Source organism: Paraburkholderia sp. UCT70 (assembly GCF_050434085.1).
In the GTDB taxonomy this organism is placed as follows: Bacteria; Pseudomonadota; Gammaproteobacteria; order Burkholderiales; family Burkholderiaceae; genus Paraburkholderia; species Paraburkholderia tuberum.
The window spans coordinates 2470090-2490025 of the sequence record NZ_JBNPVZ010000004.1; the positions used below are offsets into that span (position 1 = coordinate 2470090).

At 62.8% G+C, this 19936-nt stretch carries 16 protein-coding genes and 2 pseudogenes; 12 read left to right on the forward strand and 6 right to left on the reverse strand.

The window, feature by feature from the left end; translation table 11 throughout:
• The first annotated feature begins 16 nt into the window (after positions 1-16).
• The 3 genes from OKW41_RS37040 (at position 17) to OKW41_RS37050 (ending at position 2617) form a co-directional block, all read left to right on the forward strand.
• The gene (locus OKW41_RS37040) at positions 17-196 is read left to right on the forward strand and encodes a hypothetical protein (protein ID WP_429451439.1); all 180 of its coding nucleotides are present in this window, start codon (positions 17-19) and stop codon (positions 194-196) included.
• A 58-nt stretch (positions 197-254) separates the two neighbouring features.
• Positions 255-902, forward strand: coding sequence for an ATP-dependent Clp endopeptidase proteolytic subunit ClpP (gene clpP / locus OKW41_RS37045; protein WP_184058215.1), 648 nt, complete (start codon positions 255-257; stop codon positions 900-902).
• 164 nt (positions 903-1066) lie between these two features.
• Positions 1067-2617 (forward strand): NYN domain-containing protein, encoded by a 1551-nt coding sequence (locus tag OKW41_RS37050; protein ID WP_429575625.1) that lies wholly within the window; start codon positions 1067-1069, stop codon positions 2615-2617.
• Positions 2618-2738: 121 nt separating this feature from the next.
• Here OKW41_RS37050 and OKW41_RS37055 read toward each other — a convergent pair whose 3' ends face one another.
• The 3 genes from OKW41_RS37055 to xseA all read right to left on the reverse strand — a co-directional run bounded on the left by OKW41_RS37055 (position 2739) and on the right by xseA (position 6216).
• Positions 2739-3290, reverse strand: a complete 552-nt coding sequence (locus OKW41_RS37055; RefSeq protein WP_429451443.1) for a glycine zipper family protein — start codon at positions 3288-3290, stop codon at positions 2739-2741.
• Between the two features lie 752 nt (positions 3291-4042).
• Positions 4043-4621, reverse strand: a complete 579-nt coding sequence (gene sodB / locus OKW41_RS37060; protein WP_013090345.1) for a superoxide dismutase [Fe] — start codon at positions 4619-4621, stop codon at positions 4043-4045.
• Positions 4622-4836: 215 nt separating this feature from the next.
• A complete protein-coding gene (xseA, locus tag OKW41_RS37065) occupies positions 4837-6216 on the reverse strand; it encodes an exodeoxyribonuclease VII large subunit (protein ID WP_429575626.1) in 1380 nt (459 codons plus the stop codon).
• A 380-nt stretch (positions 6217-6596) separates the two neighbouring features.
• Between xseA and OKW41_RS37070 the strand changes: the two are divergent.
• From OKW41_RS37070 to OKW41_RS37105, 8 genes and pseudogenes are all read left to right on the forward strand, one after another.
• Positions 6597-7728 (forward strand): annotated as a pseudogene (locus OKW41_RS37070) (ISAs1 family transposase).
• Between the two features lie 235 nt (positions 7729-7963).
• Positions 7964-9691 (forward strand): PQQ-binding-like beta-propeller repeat protein, encoded by a 1728-nt coding sequence (locus tag OKW41_RS37075; protein ID WP_429575627.1) that lies wholly within the window; start codon positions 7964-7966, stop codon positions 9689-9691.
• 470 nt (positions 9692-10161) lie between these two features.
• Entirely contained in the window at positions 10162-11295 is a 1134-nt protein-coding gene (locus OKW41_RS37080; protein ID WP_429575628.1) for an ISAs1 family transposase, read from the forward strand.
• Positions 11296-11551: 256 nt separating this feature from the next.
• Complete coding sequence (lpxK, locus tag OKW41_RS37085) at positions 11552-12568, forward strand: tetraacyldisaccharide 4'-kinase (protein WP_429451451.1); 1017 nt, start codon at positions 11552-11554, stop codon at positions 12566-12568.
• Positions 12549-12752 carry a Trm112 family protein gene (locus OKW41_RS37090; protein WP_007180583.1) on the forward strand — a complete coding sequence of 68 codons (204 nt, stop codon included), beginning with the start codon at positions 12549-12551 and terminating at the stop codon, positions 12750-12752. Before lpxK ends, OKW41_RS37090 begins: the two co-directional genes overlap by 20 nt.
• A 210-nt stretch (positions 12753-12962) precedes the next feature.
• Positions 12963-13757 carry a 3-deoxy-manno-octulosonate cytidylyltransferase gene (gene kdsB / locus OKW41_RS37095; protein ID WP_429451453.1) on the forward strand — a complete coding sequence of 265 codons (795 nt, stop codon included), beginning with the start codon at positions 12963-12965 and terminating at the stop codon, positions 13755-13757.
• Positions 13758-13968: 211 nt separating this feature from the next.
• Entirely contained in the window at positions 13969-14634 is a 666-nt protein-coding gene (adk, locus tag OKW41_RS37100) for an adenylate kinase (protein ID WP_184058227.1), read from the forward strand.
• Positions 14635-14895: 261 nt separating this feature from the next.
• Positions 14896-15654, forward strand: coding sequence for a 3-hydroxyacyl-CoA dehydrogenase (locus OKW41_RS37105; RefSeq protein WP_090805443.1), 759 nt, complete (start codon positions 14896-14898; stop codon positions 15652-15654).
• A gap of 126 nt (positions 15655-15780) precedes the next feature.
• Here the strand turns inward: OKW41_RS37105 and OKW41_RS37110 are convergent, their stop codons facing one another.
• Positions 15781-16623, reverse strand: a complete 843-nt coding sequence (locus OKW41_RS37110) for a SirB1 family protein (protein WP_429454527.1) — start codon at positions 16621-16623, stop codon at positions 15781-15783.
• A gap of 5 nt (positions 16624-16628) precedes the next feature.
• A pseudogene (gene murJ, locus OKW41_RS37115) lies at positions 16629-18246 on the reverse strand (murein biosynthesis integral membrane protein MurJ).
• A 444-nt stretch (positions 18247-18690) separates the two neighbouring features.
• On the opposite strand from murJ, the gene rpsT reads away from it, so the two are divergent.
• Complete coding sequence (rpsT, locus tag OKW41_RS37120) at positions 18691-18969, forward strand: 30S ribosomal protein S20 (RefSeq protein WP_027198671.1); 279 nt, start codon at positions 18691-18693, stop codon at positions 18967-18969.
• Positions 18970-19126: 157 nt separating this feature from the next.
• Here rpsT and OKW41_RS37125 read toward each other — a convergent pair whose 3' ends face one another.
• Positions 19127-19474, reverse strand: a complete 348-nt coding sequence (locus tag OKW41_RS37125) for a DUF3579 domain-containing protein (protein WP_008923011.1) — start codon at positions 19472-19474, stop codon at positions 19127-19129.
• Positions 19475-19936: the final 462 nt, after the last annotated feature.

Consider the following 19936-nt stretch of genomic DNA (forward strand, 5'->3'; position numbering starts at 1 on the left):
CTCCCGATAGTGCGTGGTGAAAAAGCGGCTGCATACCGGTGGCATGGCTCAGGCGCGCGTCATGCTCGGTATTCCTGAGCTTGACGCATGGGCAACCGGTGATGTGACAGCGCGGCGCAAAAAAAATTCTCTGTCACAACGCCAGCGGCTGCTTCGTCAAATGAGCAACAACCGGCGCATGTCACGCGGCTTCTGATCCGCGGCGGCCTGCGCATCCCGGAATGCCCGCGCCATCCATCCTGAACGAGGAATCCATGCCTTCCAGTTACCCGTCTGTCTCCGGCCTCGGCCTTGTGCCCACGGTGATCGAACAATCCGGCCGGGGCGAACGTGCCTATGACATCTACTCCCGCCTGCTGCGCGAGCGCATCGTCTTTCTTGTCGGGCCCGTGAACGAGCAGTCAGCCAGTCTGATCGTCGCGCAATTGCTGTTTCTCGAATCGGAGAACCCCGACAAGGATATTTCTTTTTACATCAACTCGCCCGGCGGCTCCGTGTATGACGGCCTCGCGATTTACGACACCATGCAGTTCATCAAGCCGGAGGTCTCGACCTTGTGCACGGGTTTTGCCGCGAGCATGGGCACCTTTCTGCTCACCGCGGGTCAATGCGGCAAACGATATGCGCTACCCAATGCGCGCATCATGATTCACCAGCCGTCGGGCGGCGGTCAGGGCACCGCGGCGGACATCGAAATCCAGGCCAAGGAGGTGCTGTATGTACGAGCGCGTCTCAATGCGATGATGGCCGAGCGCACCGGACGCAGCATCGAAGAAATCGCGCGCGATACCGACCGCGACAACTTCATGTCGGCGCTCGAAGCGAGGGAATACGGATTGATCGATGACGTGCTGGAAGCTCGCGCGACATGGAACAACGCAGGCCGTCGCGACACCCTGTAACGGAACTGACATCGAGCCGCCCGCTGGACCACCGGTCGGACCGCTTGCTGCAAATTCCCACCTACCGATCGGTGCGAGCGCACCACAAAAGCTGCTCACCTTCGCTGGAATCGCTATCATGTCGCGATTCGTCGACTTCGACGACCGCTTCAATGGAGATACACATGGCGTCATCCAACGAAAACGTCAGCATGGCGCTGTTCTGCGACTTCGAGAATGTCGCGCTTGGCGTGCGCGACGCGAAGTACGACAAATTCGACATCAAGCTGGTGCTCGAGCGCCTGCTGCTGAAGGGCAGCATCGTCGTCAAGAAAGCGTATTGCGATTGGGATCGTTACAAGAGCTTCAAAGGCGCGATGCACGAGGCCAATTTCGAGTTGATCGAAATTCCGCACGTGCGCCAATCGGGCAAGAATTCCGCCGACATCCGGCTCGTCGTCGATGCGCTCGATCTCTGTTATACGAAATCGCACGTCAATACGTTCGTCATCATCAGCGGTGATTCGGATTTCTCGCCGCTCGTGTCGAAGCTGCGCGAGAACGCCAAACAGGTGATCGGCGTCGGTGTGCAACAGTCCACCTCGGACTTGCTGATTGCGAATTGCGACGAGTTCTTTTTTTACGACGATCTCGTACGCGAAAGTCAGCGCACAGTCGTGAGGCGTGAATCGTCGCGCCAGCAGCAGAGCGCGCAGCAGGCAGCCAAACGTGCGCCTGACGAAGAGAAAGCCCCGCCCAAGGAGGATCTGGAGAAGCGCCGCAGCAAGGCCGTTGAAATTGCGGTGCAGACCTTCGACGCGCTCGCTTCCGAACGTGGCGACAGCGGCAAGATCTGGGCGTCCGTGCTCAAGAACGCGATCAAACGGCGCAAACCGGATTTCAACGAGACGTATTACGGGTTTCGTGCTTTCGGCAATCTGCTTGAAGAAGCGCAGGCGCGCGGGCTGCTCGAATTCGGCCGCGATGAAAAGTCAGGCGCGTATGTCTATCGAAGCACGGCCGTGAACGTCGCGAGTGAAGCGGCAAGTGAAACCATCGGCGAAACCGCGGCGGAGTCTGCCGAAACGGGGTCGGCTGAAGCGGTATCGGCCGAACATTCGTATGAAGCGCAGGCGGCGCAAGCTGCGCAAGCGGCCGCGTCCGAGTCGGGCGGCAAGCACAAGTCGCGGCGCAAGGAGCGCAACATCCGCAAGTTGGGGCGGGGTCAGCAGGAGGCCGCGCACGGCAAGCGCGGTCACCACGAAACGGCTGATGAAGAGCATGCGGCTACCGCTCCGGCTCTCACCGAACACGCGGAACCCGCCGAAGAGGTCGAGCGGCAGGAACCGCGTGAACACGCGTCGCTCCCACATGAGTTCGTCACTGAACCGATAACTGAAGAGTCCAAAGCTCGCGCTGTAACAGCGAAAGCGGATACAGCCGCTGAACAAGTCGCTTTCGGCCGCCAAGGAACCGACCATTCCACCGACAGCGACCAACCCGCGCTGCGTCAAAGCGCCAAAAAGCGCGCCTCGCGCAAAACGGCCGCGAAGAAAGTGAAGAAAAGCACGCCACGCACGATCGAGGAAGTACCGGAGATCGCAGCGCCGGCCGAGCCCCCTCCTCCAGCAATCAACTCGGAAGAAGCATCTGAGGCGGCCAGGAAGGCAGCCCGTAAAACGGCGTCCCGGAGCCGTCGCCCGCGCAAAGCGGCATCGACCGACAGCGCGGAATAAGTAGCGGCACGGATTCGACGATCGTCACTAAAAGCTACCGCCCAACCGTCCTTCGGACTTGAAATGCAGTACCGGCCGACAATGCAAGACAGGCAAGCCGGCCGGCCTCAGCTATCACCGCTCAGTAAGCCGGATAAGGCGCGTACATGACGGGCGGAGGCGGCGCGTAATAAGGACGGGGCGCGATGTACACCGGTTGCGTCGAATAGTAAGGCTGCGGCTGAACAATCGTCTCGCCCTTCGAGGTCATGCACTGGGCGTACGCGGTGTCGTAGCGCGCCTGCATGCCGGTCGCCGAATACTGGGCGCCATTCGCGCCGGTCGCGCCCCCGATCAGCAGACCGCTGCCGGCGCCGATCGCCGCGCCCGCGCCGGCGTTGCCTGCCGCGGCGCCGAATAGCGCGCCGATCGCCGCGCCGCCGAGCGTGCCGAGCGCCGCGCTGTTCACGCTGTTCGTGGTGGCCGCCTGCGCAGCGCCGGACGGATTCGTCGATTGATTCGCGTAGTCGCGGCACGCGTAGTCGTTCTGCTGGAACTGGCTGAGCGGCTCGCCGCTGCGCGGCATCGCGGCTATGCTCGGGCCGCTCGGTGGCGCCACTGCGCAACCGCCTAACGCGAGCGCGATGACGGCGGCGGGCATCGCCAGGCTGATCGTTTTATTGCTGGAAATCATGGTGGCGCACTTCGGAGGATTGGAATTCAAACGTTAGGCTAATCGCGAAATTCCGTGGTTACGGCTCAGTTACAGAAAGTTTTTGCCCGGCTGGCTGGCCTCGATCTTGCCGCGAGTCGCTGCGGCGATTCGTACGTTATATCAAGTAATGCTTGTAGATGAGCTGGCAATCAATTGACAACAAGCGCGGCCAACACTCGCGTCAAACGATCTCCGCCAACCAATCGACCACACGAAGGACGCCTCTTTGAACCGGCTCATTCTCGCCGCCGCAGGGGCTTGCGTCGCCTGCAGCGCGCCCGGGTTTGCCCCATGACGCCGGCCGCGCCGAACGTCGTACTCCAGCAACCGGGCACGACGACCTTCCCGAGCGCCGCGACCGCGCAGAACTTCCAGTACATGAACCGTCCGCCGCCAGCGCGCCCGCCCCCGCCAGTTCGGCGAAGTGGACGGGCGGGGACCGGGCTCATCGGCACCGACAGATGTCCACGAATTCTGGCCCCGACGATTAGCCGCAGGGCCATTTCACTTGTCGCCGCGCTCCGCCAAACCGCAGTTACCAACTGTGACAAACTTCTTTCAGAAGCGCGTAAGAAGGGCATCCCTCGGTGGTAAGCAATACCAATCCCTCCCCTTCCAATCGCCTCCAGAAAGAAAAAGCCCTCGCGATGGAGGGCTTTCGTCTCTGGCTCCCATCTTCAATCGCGACCGCAAGGATCACGACATCAGACGGCGAGCTGCAACCGGCAATCTCAAGCGAAGTTTTTCGCTGCGAAGTCCCAGTTAACGATGTTCCAGTACGCCTCGACGAACTTCGGACGCGCATTGCGATAGTCGATGTAGTAAGCGTGCTCCCACACGTCGATCGTCAGCAGAGCCTTCGCGTCGGTGGTGAGCGGCGTGGCGGCGTTGCTCGTCGACACGAGGTCGAGCGAACCATCAGCCTTCTTCACGAGCCATGCCCAGCCCGAGCCGAACGTGCCGACCGCGGTCTTCGCAAACTCTTCCTTGAACTTGTCGAACGAACCCCACTTCGCGTTGATGGCGTCAGCCAGCGCGCCGGTCGGTGCGCCGCCACCTTGCGGCGACAGGCTGTTCCAGAAGAACGTGTGATTCCACACCTGAGCCGAATTGTTGAAGATACCGCCCGACGACTTCTTGACGATCTCTTCCAGCGACAGGTTCTCGAACTCCGTGCCCTTGATCAGATTGTTCAGGTTGGTCACATAGGTCTGGTGATGCTTGCCATAGTGAAACTCGAGCGTCTCTTCCGACATGTGCGGAGCGAGCGCGTTTTTCGCAAACGGCAGCGGCGGGAGCGTATGTTCCATGGTGCTTTCCTTCTCTGTATCTGTTGTGGGGAGTCTGCGGATGACGCTATCGAGCACTCGATTGTAGGCGAGTTGGAATAACCCCGCAAACCAACGGCCTTTATGTCCGGCAGGTCGAACACGCCGTGCGCAAGGCCCATGAGAAGGGCGCGCATAGCGCGTGCCCGGTTCGTCGGAAGACAGTAAACAGGCGTCACGCGCCCACCGGCGAAACGTCAGAAACCGTCGGTCAGACGCGCCTGCACGTCGGCGAGCGCGACATCGGCCGAGCCTTCGGCGAGATGCATCGTCAGACGACGTCCAGGTTTCAGCGACGACGGCGTGCGAATCGCCCGACCGCTTTGCGCATCGAGCACGGCCGCATAACCGCGCTCGAGCGTGCGCTGTGGACTCAGCACTTCGAGTCGCGCGCTGAGCATGTCGATGCGCGCGACCTGTCGTTCATGCCGGCGCGATAGCGCCGCATTCAGACGCTGCGCCATCACGTTGACGCGCGTGCGCTCGGCCGCGAGATCCGGACGCCAGCGTTGCCAGCGCATCTGCAGCAACGAAAATCGCGCACGAGCGTCGCGCACCGGCCGGGCGCCCGCCGACGCGAGCCGAACGCGCAACTGCTGCAGATGCGTGCGCTGCCGAGCGAGCCGCTCGGCGGGCGACACGAGCCGGCGCACCAGCCAGTCGAGCTGCTGCGCGCGCCGCTCCATCATGCGGCCGAACGCGCGCGCGAGCGTCGCGTGCCGATGATCAAGTTCGCGCAGCAGCATGACGCGCTGTGGACTGACGAGTTCGGCGGCACCGGTCGGCGTCGGTGCACGTACGTCGGCGGCGAAATCGGCAATCGTGAAATCGGTCTCGTGACCGACGCCGCTCACCACGGGTATGACGCTTTCCGCAATCGCGCGCGCGAGCACTTCTTCGTTGAACGCCCACAGATCTTCGATCGAGCCGCCGCCGCGACACACGATCAGCACGTCGACCTCGCGGCGCGCGCCAGCCGCCTCGACCATCGCCGCGAGCTTCGCGCTGACGCCCGCGCCCTGCACCGGCGCCGGATAAACGATCACCGGAATATGCGGCGCGCGACGCGACAGCGTCGTCAGCACATCGCGCAATGCGGCCGCCTGCAACGACGTGACGATACCGATCGCGCACGGATGCGTCGGCAGTGCGCGCTTGCGCTCGGCGGCAAACAACCCCTCGGCCTCGAGTTGCGCCTTCAACCGCAGAAACGCTTCGTACAGACGCCCCTGGCCGGTGCGGCGCACCGCTTCGACATTAAGCTGCAGTTCGCCACGCGGCTCGTACATCGTGACGAGGGCGCGCACTTCGATGCGATCGCCTTCGCGCGGCATGAATTCGGCGTACTGAGCTCGACCGCGGAACATCACGCAGCGCATCTGCGCCTGCGCGTCCTTGATCGAGAAGTACCAATGGCCGCTCGCGGCGCGCGTGAAGTTCGACACTTCACCCGCGACCCAAACGAGCGGAAACGAGCGTTCGAGCATCGTGCCGATCGCGCGATTGAGCGCGGAGACGGGAACGACGACCTCACCACCTGATGTGGCCGCAGAAGCAAAAGGATTTTCGGGGTTCATGCAAGGAATAAATAGCGCTGGCCGGACAGACGATAGACCGGGCGAAGAGCGGCGTCCAGCCGGAATCGCAAGATTGTTAAAAGTGTCCACATGGCGGGAACCGCCTGACGAATTCCGCCAGAACGCCCGCCAACGTCAATGAATTCCAGGCAGAGCCTTGATTTATATGGCGTTTGCATCTCGATAGCGAGCGAGTACTACGATCCAAAGCGCACGGAATGGCCCTTCGGGAGGATCGGACGGCAGGTTCTCCACAAAGTTATCCACAGACTGTGAGCAATCGCACGAAAAATTGTTTACCCACAATGGGTTACGAATGGGGGTTGTAAACTGCTGCGAAGAAGCGTTAACTCTTGGTTTTGCCAAGAGCCGGGAGTGGTGTGGACGACGAATACGAGCCGTTGAGTTTGCAAGACGCGTTTGGGGACCTGAAGGACCCGCGTGTACGCACCCCGGAGCATGATCTGACGGAAATGCTGGTGGTTGCCCTGGCGGCGATCCTGTCGGGTGCCGACACCTGGGTGGGGATCGCTTTGTGGGCGCAGGGACAACTGGAGTGGCTGCGCCGGTACTTGCCTCTGCGCAACGGGATTGCCTCGCATGACACGTTCGGACGCGTATTCGCGGCGCTTGATGCGCGGCAGTTCGAAGCGTGCTTTGTGCGATGGGTAAGCGGTATCTGTCCTGCAGTCGCGGGCCAGGTGGTGGCAATTGACGGCAAGACAGTACGGCGCTCGCACGGCATGGGTCGTAGCGCGATCCATCTGGTATCGGCCTATTGCGGCGCGTTGGGGGCGACCTTGGGCCAGGTCAGGACTGCAGATAAAAGCAACGAAATAACCGCGATCCCGGCATTGCTGGATGCCTTGCTGCTCAAGGGTGCGATCGTGACGATCGACGCGATGGGTTGCCAGCGGGAGATCGCGGCGAAGATCGTGGCTGGAGGTGCAGAGTATGTGCTTGCGGTCAAAGGCAACCAGCCTGCCTTGCATGAAGCGATCGTGCAGCTGTTCGATGCACAGCGCACACAGTCCCTGCGCAGCGTGCGCTTCGCTGAGCACTGTCAGACAGGCAAGAAAGTGCACGGAAGAATCGAGACGCGCCAGTGCGTTGCGACCGACATGATTGACTGGCTGGATGAGGACGGCAAATGGGCCGGCCTGCGCTCGGTGGCGATGGTTGAGGCCACCCGCGAGATCGACGGCCGTGCTTCGCTGGAGCGGCGGTACTACGTGAACAGCCTGCCTGCTCCCGAAACGGATCAACGAGGCGGTGCGCGCTCACTGGGCCATCGAAAACAGCATGCATTGGGTGCTCGATGTTGCCTTTGGCGAGGATCAATGTCGTGCCCGGGTGGACAATGCGGCGCAAAACTTCGCGATCTTGCGCCGCATCGTGTCGAATCTACTGCGCGCTGACAAAGCCACCAAGGTCGGCATAAAGAACAAGCGGCTCAAGGCCGGATTCGATGAACACTATCGGGCTCGAGTGCTAGGAATGCAGGTCTCTTGATGCGATTGCCCTGGCGGCCAGCCCATGCGTGGTTGAATTTCGCATGACGGAATACTAAGATATATTCGCTGGCGTGCCGTCCTTCCCGAGCTCTTCTTGGGCTCTTCCTGTCTGTAAGGCCACCGCCACCCGCACGCTGAAGCGGGTCTTAAGCAAGGGTGCTACGGCCAAAAGCCGTCGGTGTGCTGTCTTCACACGATAAGCGCACCAACTCCACGTCCCCGAAGGTGTCCCCATGACCACCGCACACGCCGGTCTTAAGAAGGTTGAGCGGGTCGCCACTATGATTCTCGCCATTTTTGCCGGCTTAAGCGCGCTCGCGCAAACCTCTCCAATGCCGCCTCATGGCCCCTCGGGTTCGTCCGCCAAACCGAACATGCCGCCCGCCAGTGCGCTCGATGGATCGCCGGTGAGCCAACAGAATTTCGTGAACGGCCACCTTCCGCCCAGCGTCCCCGGCGGTCAGGGTCCGACGCTGACGGCGAACGCGCCATACCAGGCGCCTGCGGCTGTGAGCGCCGCGACACGAGCCCGGACACCCGGAGCAGCGGCTGCCTCGTCCTTCACGGCGACCGACTGGCCCACATTCGGCATGGACATGCAGCGAACCGGGAACAACCCCGTCGAGACCGTGCTTAACCCGACCACTGTGCGCAAGGGCTTGGTGACGCACTGGGCGACCGACCTTGGCGGCGCCATCCTGACTCAGCCGACGTTGGCTACAGGCGTGAACATCAACGGCACGTTGACCGATGTCGTCTATGCGGCGACGCTGCTGGGGACCACGTTCGCGCTGAACGCTTCCACCGGGGCCATCATCTGGCAACAAAGCGTGCCTGCCGTGCAAACCAGCTGCGAGGACTTGGCCTTGTCGGGCGGCAACGCCGGTTTCATGGGGACGCCCACCATCGACCGTTCCACCAACCGGCTATACATCGTGAGCGGCAGAGGCTACCTGCACGCATACGACCTCGCAACCGGCGCGGATACGCCCGGCTTCAACCTGCCTATTCCCGACGCGGCGAATTCCTGGCCGAGGACGTTCGTCTACGGCAGCCCCGCGATCATCGGCACCTCGCTATACGTCGCTACGGCCGGCGACCCGTGCGATACCCGGCCGTACCATGGACAGCTCGTCCACGTATCGACCAGCAACCCGCCGACGATTCTGGAACGCTGGTACCCGACCGGTGCGAACGGGCCGGAAGGGGGCGGCATCTGGGGTGCGGGAGGCGTATCGATCCCGCCTGACGGGACAGTCGTCTACGCGCTAACGGGAAACGCTTTCGCCAATCCGGAAAATGCCGGGTTCGCAGAACACGTCGTCAAGCTAACCCCAACGCTGGCGGCGGCCGCGTCCAACTCGCCGCTCGCTCCGACCGTTGCTGTGCCAGACGTGGACTTCGGTGCGACGGCGGTGCTGTTCCAGCGTCCCGGCTGCCCAACGATGCTTGCGGCCTACCAAAAGAGCGGCAACCTGTTCATCTATAACCGGGCCACCATCCAGCAGTCAGGCCCCATCCAGACGTTGGCGATTGCCCAGAGTTCGAGTGCCGGCGTCAACATCGGCCAGCCTGCGTTCGATCCGGTGTTGAACCAACTTTACGTCGCGGCGCCGTCCGACTCACCTGTCGCGTTGAACAACCACGGGCTCCTCGCGCTGGCCGTTGGCAGCAACTGTTCCGTCAGCCTTGCCTGGCAGCAGCCGATCGGCGCAAACGCGACGAAGAACAACCCCGCCATTTCGCCCATCGTCGCAAACGGCGTCGTGTACTACGCCGATGGCGTCGCAAGCCAGGTGTTCGCCTTGGACGCGACGACTGGAAATGTACTCTGGAGCACCGATAGCCTAGCGCCGGCTGACCGGATCACCGGGGGCATCTTCGCATCGCCGACCGTCGTGAACGGACAGCTGTTCGTTGCGGGCGGCAGCGATCACAAGATTCATGCCTTCGGTCTATAGCGAATACCGCTCGCCACGACCGCGGCCGTAGCCCGCGCGGCGCCGACCGCAGGAAGCACGAATAGCTTGCTAACGGGCTCCGCACTGTCACCGGGAGGAATCGGTCTGCAGGTTTATGGCGTAATCCTTGCGTCACCCATCACAGACAAGTCATACGTCGCCAATCCAATGAACCCTAGTCAGCGTCATTCACCATGGTCAGACACCTGTCGCTGATGATCTGGTCCCCGAAAAGTGGACGCCATAAGGTTGATTTGGGGTGTCCATGTAACCGGAGTCATGTCGTCTCCATGGCCGGTTCTGTCGAGGGCGCTCAAGACTGGGAGGATGCCCGCGTTTCCTCGGTGGCGTGGGTCGCATGGCAGGGCAATCGCATGAAAAATTGTTTACCCACAATGGGTTACGAATGGGGGTTGTAAACTGCTGCGAAGAAGCGTTAACTCTTGGTTTTGCCAAGAGCCGGGAGTGGTGTGGACGACGAATACGAGCCGTTGAGTTTGCAAGACGCGTTTGGGGACCTGAAGGACCCGCGTGTACGCACCCCGGAGCATGATCTGACGGAAATGCTGGTGGTTGCCCTGGCGGCGATCCTGTCGGGTGCCGACACCTGGGTGGGGATCGCTTTGTGGGCGCAGGGACAACTGGAGTGGCTGCGCCGGTACTTGCCTCTGCGCAACGGGATTGCCTCGCATGACACGTTCGGACGCGTATTCGCGGCGCTTGATGCGCGGCAGTTCGAAGCGTGCTTTGTGCGATGGGTAAGCGGTATTTGTCCTGCAGTCGCGGGCCAGGTGGTGGCAATTGACGGCAAGACAGTACGGCGCTCGCACGGCATGGGTCGTAGCGCGATCCATCTGGTATCGGCTTATTGTGGCGCATTGGGGGCGACCTTGGGCCAGGTCAGGACTGCAGATAAAAGCAACGAAATAACCGCGATCCCGGCATTGCTGGATGCCTTGCTGCTCAAGGGTGCGATCGTGACGATCGACGCGATGGGTTGCCAGCGGGAGATCGCGGCGAAGATCGTGGCTGGAGGTGCAGAGTATGTGCTTGCGGTCAAAGGCAACCAGCCTGCCTTGCATGAAGCGATCGTGCAGCTGTTCGATGCACAGCGCACACAGTCCCTGCGCAGCGTGCGCTTCGCTGAGCACTGTCAGACAGGCAAGAAAGTGCACGGAAGAATCGAGACGCGCCAGTGCGTTGCGACCGACATGATTGACTGGCTGGATGAGGACGGCAAATGGGCCGGCCTGCGCTCGGTGGCGATGGTTGAGGCCACCCGCGAGATCGACGGCCGTGCTTCGCTGGAGCGGCGGTACTACGTGAACAGCCTGCCTGCTGACCCGAAACGGATCAACGAGGCGGTGCGCGCTCACTGGGCCATCGAAAACAGCATGCATTGGGTGCTCGATGTTGCCTTTGGCGAGGATCAATGTCGTGCCCGGGTGGACAATGCGGCGCAAAACTTCGCGATCTTGCGCCGCATCGTGTCGAATCTACTGCGCGCTGACAAAGCCACCAAGGTCGGCATAAAGAACAAGCGGCTCAAGGCCGGATTCGATGAACACTATCGGGCTCGAGTGCTAGGAATGCCGGTCTTTTGATGCAATTGCCCTGGCGTTGGACCTTACGCGACTTGCCGGGCGGGACGCCCGCGCGCTACAGTGCCGGGTTCGACGGCATGTCGATCGCGCAGCGCGGCGGAGAGCTTGCCGGCCCGAGGTCACTGGACGCGGGCCCTTTCGCCGCGCCTCTCGCACCTCATTTTTCGACCCGTATTCGCATTCGATTGCCCGGAGAACCGTTGATGTTGACCCCGCGTAGTGCGCACGGCGCGCAGTCCGTGCTCGCAACCCGCCCATGAGCGAACTCAGCGACCGTCTCGGAGCGCGCCTCTCGCGCGAATGGCAGCAACGTGGACCGCTCGCCTGGGCGCTGACGCCGCTCGCCTGCGTGTTCGGCGCAGTCGCGGCCGCGCGCCGCGCCGCGTTTTCGCTCGGCTGGCTGAAATCGGTGCGCGTCGGCGTGCCGGTGGTGGTGGTCGGCAACGTGACGGTCGGGGGCACTGGCAAGACGCCGACCGTCATCGCGCTCGTCGAAGCGTTGCGCGCCGCGGGCTTAACGCCCGGCATCGTGTCGCGCGGCTACGGCGCGCGCGTGAGCACGCCGACCCAGGTCACGCCCGGTTCGTCGGCACGGGTCGGCGGAGACGAGCCATTGCTGATCGCGCGCCGCACCGGCGCACCCGTGTGGGTCTGTCCGGACCGCGTCGCCGCCGCGCAGGCGTTGTGCGCCGCGCATCGCGACGTCGACGTGCTCGTCAGCGACGACGGCTTGCAGCACTATCGCCTCGCGCGCGATGTCGAACTCGTCGTATTCGATCACCGGCTCGGCGGCAACGGTTTCCTGCTACCGGCCGGGCCGCTGCGCGAGCCGCTGTCGCGCCGCCGCGACGCGACGCTGATCAACGATCCGTATGCGCGCACGCTGCCCGCGTGGCCGAACACGTTCGCACTGCAGCTCGCCGCTGCCGACGCGTGGCATCTCGACAATCCCGCGCTGCGCCGCCCGCTTGCGCAATTCGCCGGTCAACGCGTGCTGGCCGCGGCCGGCATCGGCGCGCCGGAACGCTTTTTCGCGACAGTGCGCGCGGCCGGCCTCGCGCCCACGACGCGCGCGCTGCCCGACCACTACGCGTTCGAGCGCAATCCGTTCACCGACGTCGACGCCGACGCGATCCTGATTACGGAAAAGGATGCGGTAAAATTGGGGGCCTGGCACGACGCGCGCATCTGGGTAGTCCCGGTCGAAGCCGCGCTTGATCACCGCCTCACTGCATTAGTTGTGGAGAAAGTCCGTGGACGCTCGCCTGCTTGAAATCCTCGTCTGCCCGATCTGCAAGGGCCCGCTCAGCTACGACCGCGCCGCGCAGGAACTGATCTGCAACGCGGACAAGCTCGCCTATCCGATCCGCGACGGCATTCCCGTGATGCTCGTCGACGAAGCGCGGCAGACCGTCGAAGGCACGCCAGTCGATCTGAATCCCGGCTCGGTCGCCTGACCCGCAGCGCCACTGCAGCGCGAGGCGTCGCGTCGTTTCGCTCGCGCGCGGGTCAAGGCAGGCTTCATCGATGCCACCGCGCCCTCCCCGCATGCGCTCCAAAATCGATCCGCAGCGGTTTTCGCCGCTCCGGCTCATGTCCGACCCTGCGCGTGAGCGTCGCGCGCGCAGCCTCTTCCTCCGGCCTGATCGCCGCCCGTTCCTGATCCGATGATCCACACCACCCCTCATCCGTTTATCGCCGTCGTGCCGGCCCGCCTCGCGTCGACGCGTCTGCCCAACAAGCCGCTCGCGGACATCGGCGGCAAACCGATGGTCGTGCGCGTCGCGGAGCGCGCGCGCGAATCGGGCGCGCAACAGGTGCTGGTCGCGTCGGACGCGCAGGAAGTGCTCGACGCGGCGCGAGACCACGGCTTCGACGCGGTACTCACGCGCGCCGACCATCCGTCGGGCACCGACCGTCTCGCGGAAGTGGCGACGCGTTTCGGCTGGAGCGACGACACGATCGTCGTCAACGTGCAGGGCGACGAGCCGCTGATCGACCCGGCGCTCGTGCGCGGCGTCGCCGCGCATCTGGCAACGACGAGCGACTGCGCGATCGCGACGGCCGCGCATCCGATCACCGATCCCGCCGAAATCTTCAATCCGAACGTGGTCAAGGTCGTGCCCGATGCGCGCGGCGTCGCGCTGTATTTCTCGCGCGCGCCGATCCCGTGGGCGCGCGACGCATGGCAACCGCACTGGCCCAACGTCGCGTCGATGCCGACGCCGCCCGCGCCCGCCGTCGTATACCGGCACATCGGCCTGTACGCGTATCGCGCGAAATTTCTGCGCACGTACCCGAGCCTCGCGATCTCGCCGATCGAGCAGGTCGAAGCGCTCGAACAACTGCGCGCGATGTGGCATGGCGAGCGCATCGCGGTCCTCGTCACGCAAGACGTACCGTTGCCGGGGGTCGATACCCCCGCCGATCTCGCGCGCGTACGGGCCTTATTCGGGTCTTGAGCGCGGGAAGCCGTGGCATAATCGAACGGTTATGCGCGCCTCCCAGCGCAGCCGACACTCGGGTTATCCCGGTCGCGCCGTGCGGATCTTGCAGCGCCGTCGTATTCGACGTGCAGCGCGAGGTAGCCGACGGTAGCCGATGCGGAACCTGCGAGAATCGCCGGGAAGCATGCCGCGTCAACAAAGAATTCACATAGATCTGGAGATATCCATGCGTTTGATCCTGTTGGGTGCACCGGGTGCCGGCAAAGGCACTCAGGCCAACTTCATCAAGGAAAAGTTCGGCATCCCGCAAATTTCGACCGGCGACATGCTGCGCGCGGCCGTCAAGGCTGGCACGCCGCTCGGCCTCGAAGCAAAGCGCTTCATGGACGCCGGCGAGCTCGTCACGGATGAGCTGATCATCAACCTCGTGAAGGAACGTCTCCGGCAGCCGGACTGCGCGAACGGCTATCTGTTCGACGGCTTCCCGCGCACGATTCCGCAAGCCGAAGCAATGAAGCAGGCCGGTGTCGCGATCGACTACGTGCTCGAAATCGACGTGCCGTTCGACGAGATCATCGTGCGCATGAGCGGCCGTCGCTCGCACCCCGCGTCGGGCCGCACCTATCACGTGACGTTCAATCCGCCGAAGGTCGAGGGCATCGACGACGTGACCGGCGAGCCGCTGATCCAGCGCGACGACGACAAGGAAGAAACGGTCAAGAAGCGTCTGGAAGTGTACGAATCGCAAACCAAGCCGCTGATCGAGTACTACAACGGCTGGGCGAAGAACGGCGATACGTCGAGCTCGGTGAAGGCGCCCCAATATCGCCGCATTTCGGGCCTCGGCAGCGTCGATGAAATTCGCGCCCGCGCGTTCGACGCGCTGAAGTAAGCCGGCTTGGTCCAAACATTACCGCTGTTTTCGTTTGACCAAAACCCGCCCACGTTGGGCGGGTTTTTTTATTTGGCTCGGTGCGTAAACCAAAAGCGGCAAGCGGTGGGGAACGCCCAGCGGAACCAGTTAGGTTTCCATAGCGCTTGCATGCCGCCGCCCGCTTCGCTTTCCGCAGCGCAGCACAGCCGCTACAATCGATCGTCGTCGAAAAATGCTTCGCTCGAGACCGCACTGAACAACCGTAGCAAAGGAGAAGACATGGAAATTCGTGACAACGTGTTCCTGATCACCGGCGGCGCATCAGGGCTCGGCGCTGCCACCGCGCGCCTGCTCGTCGAGAACGGCGGCAAAGTCGTCCTCGCCGACCTGAATCTGGACGCGGGCGAGGCGCTCGCAAAGGAACTCGGCGGCGCTTTCGTCAAATGCGACGTGAGCCGGGAAGAGGACGCGCAACAGGCCGTCGAAGCCGCGACGAAGCTCGGTACGCTGCGGGGTCTCGTCAACTGCGCGGGCGTCGCGCCGGCCGCGAAGACCGTCGGCAAGGATGGCCCCCATTCGCTCGATCTGTTCACGCGCACGATCTCGATCAATCTGATCGGCACGTTCAACATGATCCGGCTCGCCGCGGTGCAAATGTCGAAGAACGAGCCGAACGCCAACGGCGAGCGCGGCGTGATCATCAACACCGCATCGGTCGCCGCGTTCGACGGCCAGATCGGCCAGGCGGCCTACTCCGCGTCGAAGGCTGGCGTGGTCGGTATGACGCTGCCGATCGCGCGAGACCTGTCGCGCAACGCGATCCGCGTGATGACGATCGCCCCCGGCCTCTTCGAAACGCCGATGCTGCTCGGCATGCCGCAGGAAGTGCAGGACGCGCTCGGTGCGATGGTGCCGTTCCCGCCGCGCCTCGGCAAACCGGCCGAATACGCGATGCTCGCCAAGCAGATCTTCGACAATCCGATGCTGAACGGCGAGGTGATCCGGCTGGACGGCGCGATCCGCATGCAGCCGAAGTGAGGATCGCTTAGCGATCGATCTGGTCGCCGATGCTTGGCCAAGGCCTGCATACGGCGATAAAAAACGCCTGTGCATGTGCGACATGTGCAGGCGTTTGTGTTTTATGCAGCGTGAAAACGCGCGTCGCTATTCGCCGCCATCATGCCGCGCGCGCTGCCGCAATTCATGCAACTGCGACTCGACTACGGTGGCATCTTCCGCATCGGGGCGATCGCCGAGATAGCTTTCGAGGTCGTCAAGCGCGGGCCGCAGATAATCGAGCCGCGCATACGCGAAACCGCGATCCCGCACTTCCTCGATATTGTCCGGCAGCAGAATGACGAGCCGTTGCTGCACCGCGAGCAGACGTTGCCAACGCTCGGTCTGCAGATAGATCGCCTTCAGGTTACGCAACATCCGCGCGACGATCTCGCGATGCGTGGCCGGTTGCAGCAGCATGCGTAGCGCGCGCCCGACCGAATCGCCAGCCGACGCGACGTACGGCTCGAGCATCTCGACCATCTGCGCTTCGGACAGCGAATGACCGGTGGTCGGATCGAGCATCACGTCGCCGTCGGGCATCGTCACGCGCAGCAGGAAGTGGCCTGGAAACGACACCCCACGCACCGGAACGCCGAATTGCTCGGCCATCTCCAGATAGAGCACCGCGAGCGAAATCGGAATGCCGCGGCGACGTTTGAGTACGACGTTCAGATGGCTGTTGTCGGGGTCGTAGTAATCGTTCAGGTTGCTCGCGAAACCGAGTTCGCGAAAAAAGAAACGATTGAGGATGCCAACCTTCTGACGGATGTCGGCATCGTCGGGCATGCGGCGCCGCAGCCGCAGCACCAGCTCGTCGATCTCGGCGAGCACCGACTGCAGATCGAGGTCGGGATAGGCATCCTGCGCGATCGAGAGCGCCGTCTCGGTCAGCGGCAGGCTCTCGTCTTCGGCGACGAGCGTACTGAAATAATCGAGAACCCGCGACATGGTGATCACTTCACTCGCCTTCTGAAATACGCGTACTTGAAGCCCATCAGCCAAAGCATACCGAAATACAGCGCGGCGAACAGCACGAGACACGCACCGAGCAACACCATGCGGCTGACCGGCTGGGTATGCATGCCGATCCAGTCGAAGCTGATCGCGAGCCAGCGCATCACGCCGGCGAGCACGAGGCACGCTCCGAGCAACTGCACGAAAAACTTGAGCCAGCCGCTCGACGGCATATAAATGCCACGTTTGCGCAGACCAATGAATAGCAGCAACGCATTGACGCAAGCGCCGAGCCCGACGCTCAGCGTGAGACCCGCATGCGCGAACACCGGCACGAACACGTAGTTGCTCAGCTGCGTGACGACCAGCACGCCGATGCCGATCTTCACTGGCGTCTTGATGTCTTGCTTCGCGTAAAAGCCCGGCGCGAGGATCTTGATCAGGATGAGGCCGATCAGGCCGACTCCGTAGGCGGCGAGCGCGCGGCTCACCATCACGACCGCATTGCCGTCGAACTTGCCGTAGTTGAACAGCACCGCTGTCAGCGGCTGGGCGAAAAAGAACAGCGCGATCGCGCTCGGCGCGGCGAGCAGGAACGTGACGCGCAGTCCCCAGTCGAGCAGCGACGAATACTCATGCGAGTCGGCATCGACGTGCGCCTTCGACAGGCTCGGCAGCAGGATCGTGCCCAGCGCGACGCCGAGCAGCGCGGTCGGAAACTCCATCAACCGGTCGGCGTAGTTGATCCACGACACCGCGCCGGGGCCGATGTGCGACGCGATGTTGGTGTTGATGATCAGGCTGATCTGCGCGACCGACACCGCGAACATCGCCGGCACCATCTTCGCGAGCACCCGCTTTACGCCGCGATGCGCGAGCGCGCGCAGCGGGTTCAGGCCGATGAGCGGCACCATGTCGATCTTCTTGAGGCCCGGCAGCTGCACGACGAATTGCAGCACGCCGCCGACGATTACTGCCCAGGCGAGCGCATAGACCGGCGTTTGCAGGCGCGGCGCGAGGAATACGGCGGAGACGATGAACGCGACGTTCAACAGCACGGGCGCGAACGCGGGCAACGAAAAGTTCTTGTACGTATTCAGCACGCCCGACGCCAGCGACGTCAGCGAGATGAAAATGATGTATGGGAACATGATGCGCGTCATCGCGACCGCAAGCTGGTACGCGTGGCCCTCGTGCGCGAGGCCCGACGCCACGACGACCCAACACGACACCCGACGCGCCGACCACGCCGATCACTGACAGCACGGCGAGCGCCCACGCGAGCACGGTCGAAGTCGCGTCGACGAGCGCCTTGGTGGCGTCGTGGCCTTGCTGGTTCTTGAACTCCGCGAGGATCGGCACGAAGGCCTGCGAGAACGCGCCTTCGGCGGAAATGCGACGCAGCAGGTTCGGAATGCGAAAGGCGACGTAGAAAGCGTCGGTGTATTGACTGGCGCCGAACGCACGGGCGATCAGCGTTTCACGGGCCAGTCCGGTCACGCGCGACAGCAGCGTGAAGCCGCTGACCGTCAGCAGGGCTCGGAATAGATTCATGGGGCGCTTATTATACGGGTCCCGCCAATGCGGGCGACGAGCCAGAACGCGATTCGGACCGATTTGCCACGCGGACGTTCGCCGCGATCGGCTGGAAAGCGCGATTTTTTGTGTTTTCTGCGGTCTTCCCGGCAGCGCCCCCGCCTCCATCGGCGCCCTCGCAGGAGGGCCAGCACATACGCGCCGACATGACGCCGCTCCGGTCATCGTGGCGCCGGCGCGTGTTTTCCGTTGTCACGCGCCTGGTTTTGTTGCTATAATTGTCGGTTTCGAAGCTTGCTCAGTTTTCGAATGGTCTTCGGACGCGGTTCTCAGGTTGGCGCAGCGCCGCCTGTCAATACATCCGGATGCCTTGAAACACGGGCCCGCCTTCGCGTAGTTCGATCGATTTTTTCGACACTTTTGCGCCCTTGGGCAATCGCTTCCAAGGGTTCGGATCGAGAAGCAGCACCTCGCCTCATCATTGAAGGCCGGGTACTGGAAACAGGAACAGGATAAGGAACCGTCATGGCTAACTCCGCACAAGCACGCAAGCGCGCCCGCCAGGCCGCGAAGGCAAACTCGCACAACTCGGCACTGCGCTCGAAGTTCCGCACGGCTATCAAGGCTGTCCGCAAGGCAATCGACGCAGGCGATCACGCTAAGGCCGCCGAAATCTTCAAGGCATCGTCGAAGACCATCGACATCATCGCCGACAAGAACATCGTTCACAAGAACAAGGCAGCTCGCAACAAGAGCCGCCTCGCTGCAGCCGTCAAGGGTCTGCAAGCGCCCGCAGCGCAGTAATTCCGGTCGGCCCGTTTCGGCGGGCTACCTCCTGTTTCCGCTGCACAAGAAGCCCGCTTTGGCGGGCTTTTTTGTTTTGGTTGAATTGCCAGTCACAAAAAAACCCGCTGCTTGCGGGTTTTTGTTTTTTTGCTTTTGCCGATCCGGTCGACTTACATCAGATGACGTGCCGTTTGGCTTGCGGCGCAGGCGCATGCTCGAGTTCCAGCTCACACGCCTCGGTGACCAGCAGGTCGTTGTCTTTCGCGAAGTTCATAACGAAATCGAAGGCCATTGGTTCGATGTCGCGCAGCCGCGAATCGAGAATCACGCATTTGAGGTCGCCGATCATGGTCGGCCGCACGTACAGCGAGTACTGCATATAAGCGTTCGGCCCCTTCCTCACCCCGGGCCCGAACGACGACATGACGCCCGCGAGCCGCTCCGACCAGTCGCTCGGCCGAAATTTTTTTCCGGTCGACGTAATGCCCTGAATGAAATATTCGATTGGAGCTGCTTCGGCCATGTAGAAATACCTGTGTGACTGCCCAGCGGAATGACGACCAACGGGCGACGCCAGTTGTACGCTCGAACTCACCGCACGCGGCATGTACGGCAAGCGCTTGCAGCCACCTGCGACGTGCGTGGGATCTGGCGCTAACGCAACAATGACGAACCGCACCACGAGAACCGCTGCGGCGAACCGGCTGAACCGCTCTGGCGTCTGTCATGACGGCCACGCCGTGACAGGCTTTCCGCGCCGCGCGAGCCGCGTTTCTTCATGCGAAACGTCGGCCTGCTGGGCTTTGGGATAACCCGTAGATTATAGCGCAGCGGGCTCTTTTCCGCAGCGCACACAAGCGCCTTCCGATGACCCCGCGAAGCCCGATACGACGCTTTCGAATCGCTTTCGGCTCCTTCCCGCCGACTCGTCAAACGAGGCGAAATCCTTTATGCTGCATGGAGTTACCACCAAACCGACGGCGGC